Annotated in this window: 3 protein-coding genes; 1 reads left to right on the forward strand and 2 read right to left on the reverse strand. The window is 64.9% G+C overall.

Annotation, left to right across the window (positions count from 1 at the left end; translation table 11 throughout):
• A partial coding sequence (locus B3873_RS26165; RefSeq protein ID WP_286870029.1) for a methyl-accepting chemotaxis protein occupies positions 1-474 on the forward strand: 474 nt, incomplete at its 5' end.
• Between the two features lie 52 nt (positions 475-526).
• On the opposite strand, the gene B3873_RS26170 is transcribed toward B3873_RS26165, so the two are convergent.
• Both B3873_RS26170 and B3873_RS26175 read right to left on the reverse strand, forming a co-directional pair.
• Positions 527-1,870 carry a nitrate/sulfonate/bicarbonate ABC transporter ATP-binding protein gene (locus tag B3873_RS26170; protein WP_039789920.1) on the reverse strand — a complete coding sequence of 448 codons (1,344 nt, stop codon included), beginning with the start codon at positions 1,868-1,870 and terminating at the stop codon, positions 527-529.
• 14 nt (positions 1,871-1,884) lie between these two features.
• The coding region (locus B3873_RS26175) for an ABC transporter permease (protein ID WP_286870031.1) at positions 1,885-3,124 on the reverse strand (1,240 nt) is incomplete at its 5' end.

Raw genomic sequence — 3,124 nt, forward strand, 5'->3', positions numbered from 1 at the left:
GGCGAGCAGGGACGCGGGTTTGCGGTGGTCGCCTCGGAAGTGCGCTCGCTGGCGCAACGCAGCGCGGTGGCGTCCAAGGAGATCAAGGACCTGATCGGAGAATCGATGGCGCATGTCGGCGCGGGCTCGCAACTGGTGGCCAGCGCCGGTCAGCAGATGAACGGCATCGTGGCCTCGGTGCAGCGCTTCGGGGAGATCATGAACGAGATCGCCACCGCCACCCAGGAACAGGGCAGCGGCATCGAACAGATCAACACGGCCATCGTGCAGATGGATCAGGTGACCCAGCAGAATGCGGCGCTGGTGGAAGAAGCCAGTGCGGCAGCGCAATCACTGTCGCAACAGGCCAGTGGCTTGCTGAAGGTGGTGTCGATCTTCAAGATCCGCCAGGATGCCTCGACCATGCCCGGCAGTGGCCATGCAACGTCTGCTGCACCGGGTTTGCAGGGTGCGCCGCTGGCGGCCCTGCACTGAGACTGGCTGCGCGAAGCAGCGGCAGGCCGGCCGCTTGCCGGCCTTGCGGGCATCAGCCCTGGCCGCCGTCTTCCTCGTCTTCGTCCTTGGGGACGAAGACCATGCCGGTCTTGGCGTTGTAATCCATGAGACCGGCATAGCGGCCCCAGGCGATCATGGTCTCGAAAGTCTTTTCGGGATTGTCGTAGGGCAGGGCGCTGCCGATGTCCTTCAAGACGCGCTCGGCCTCGATTTCTTCCGCTTCGCCCAGCACCGCCAGGATGATGTGGAACAGGCGCAGCTTGTAGACCTGCTCGGCGAAGATGGCGCGCTGGCCCTTGCGGTCGGCGGCCACGAAGCGGCGGCCGAGGTCGGTCAGGTAGACCTCCTGTTTGGGCGTATCCACCAGTTCCAGGATCTCGGCGGCCTTCACGGTGCCGATGGTCTCGCCGAATTCCTTGCCGATCTCGTCCGAGATGTCGTAGATGTTGTTCAGTTCCGGCTCGTCGTGCAGCAGGCTCATCAGGCCCAGGATCTGGCCCACCGGGATCAGCGGGATGGATTCCATGCGCTTGCGTCCGCGCGAGATCGGCTCACCCGGCACATGCACTTCCGGCGGCAGGTCGGGCAGGGAGAGCGTGGTGATGGCTTCGTGGATGATGTTGACCAGACGCTGGAATTCCGGGCTCTTGGAGTCGCGCGGATAGGGCAGCGGATTCTCCAGCACCAGGCCCAGGCGGCCCGGACGCGGGAACACCACGACGATGCGGGTGGCCATTTCCACCGCTTCCTCGATGTTGTGGGTGACCATGAAGATCGAGGTCAGGCCGCTGTCCGGCGCACGCCACAGGCTGATCAATTCCTGGCGCAGGTTCTCTGCGGTCAGCACGTCCAGCGCGCTGAAGGCTTCGTCCAGGCACAGCAGTTTGGGCTTGGACACCAGCGCACGCGCAATGCCCACGCGCTGGCGCATGCCGCCCGAGAGCTCACGTGGATAGGCGCTGTGGTAGTTGCCCAGGCCGATCAGTTCGATGGCGCGGTCCACTGCCGCATCACGTTCCTCGCGGGTCGGGTTGTGCGACATCAGGCCCACGGCCACGTTCTGTTCCACCGTCAGCCATGGGTACAGCGCGAAGGTCTGGAACACCACCGAGGCGTCGCGATTGACGCCATTGAGCTGTTTGCCGGCGGCCATGGTGTGGCCCGAGCTGGGTTCGACCAGGCCGGTCAGGCAGCGCAGGATGGTGGACTTGCCCGAGCCGGACTGGCCCAGCAGGGCCAGCAGTTCGCCCTCGTGCACGGCCAGGTCGATGTTGTCCAGCACCTTGAGCTCGTGGCCGCCGGCGGTGTTGTAGGATTTGCTGACGGCGCACAGTTCAGCGACGGCGGGACGTTGTTGCGGAGAAGTCATGGTCATGGCGTGGCTCAAGGTCAATCGAGGCGGAAACGGCGTTCGGCGAAGGCATACAGGCGACGCCAGACAAACTTGTTCATCAACACGACGAACATCGACATCACGCCGATGCTGGCGATGATGAGTGGCGTGTCACCGGATTTGGTGACTGCCGAAATATAGGCACCCAGGCCATCGGCCTTGAGCGAGACATCGCCCCAGCTGGCCAGCTCGGCCACGATGGAGGCATTCCATGCGCCACCGGCGGCGGTACAGGCACCGGTCACCCAGAACGGGAAAATGGCCGGCAGGATCAGGGTCTTCCACAAGTTCCAGCGCGACAGGCCATACATGCGGGCGGCTTCCTTCAGGTCATTGGGAATGGCCATGGCTCCGGCGATCACGTTGAAGAGGATGTACCACTGCGTGCCCATGGCGATCAACAGGATGCTGCCCCAGTTCATGCTGACGTTGGCGGCCACGAACCAGCCCACCACCAGCGGGAAGGTCATGTTGACCGGGAAGGACGCGCCGATCTGCGCCAGCGGCTGGGCGAAGCGGGCGATGTGCGGCTTGGAGCCGATCCACACGCCCACCGGGGTCCAGATCAGGGTGGCAATCACGGTCATGGCCAGCACCCGCAGCATGGTCAGGAAACCCAGCCAGACGATGTGGCCGAACAGGCTCCAGCTCATGGCGCCGTGCAGGGCATCGATGGCGGCCACCAGCCCGCGCAGCGCTTCAAAGATCAGCAGGCCGCAGATCGCGCCGGTGATGACGCGCTTGGTCCAGCGCTCGCGGGTGATGCGGGCCGGCGTGGGCGCGGCCGAGGTGGCGGGACGACGGCGCGCTAGCCAGTCGCCCAGCGGCAGCCACAGTTTTTCATCAAGCCAGGTAAAGACGTAGGAGCCGCGCAGCAGGTCATACACCCACGAGGTCGGCGGCGAGGTCGATTCGGTCAGTTCGATCTTGAACTTGTCGGCCCAGGCCAGCAGCGGCCGCCAGACCAACTGGTCGCTCACCAGGATCAGCGCCAGCATGGCGATGACCGCCCACAGTGCCGCCGTATGGTCGCCCTGGTCGATGGCCTGGGCCATGTAGGAACCGAGGCCGGGCAGCTTCAGGTCCTTGTTCATGACGCTGATGGCTTCGCTCTGCGCCACGAAGAACCAGCCGCCGCCGAAGGACATCATCGAGTTCCAGATCAGGCTGTGCGCCGAAGCCGGCAGCTCGACCGTGCGGAAGCGTTGCCACGCGGTGAGGCGGTAGGTGGAAGCG

The organism is Herbaspirillum sp. UBA812 (assembly GCF_002296545.1).
GTDB classification, from domain to species: domain Bacteria; phylum Pseudomonadota; class Gammaproteobacteria; order Burkholderiales; family Burkholderiaceae_D; genus Herbaspirillum; species Herbaspirillum huttiense.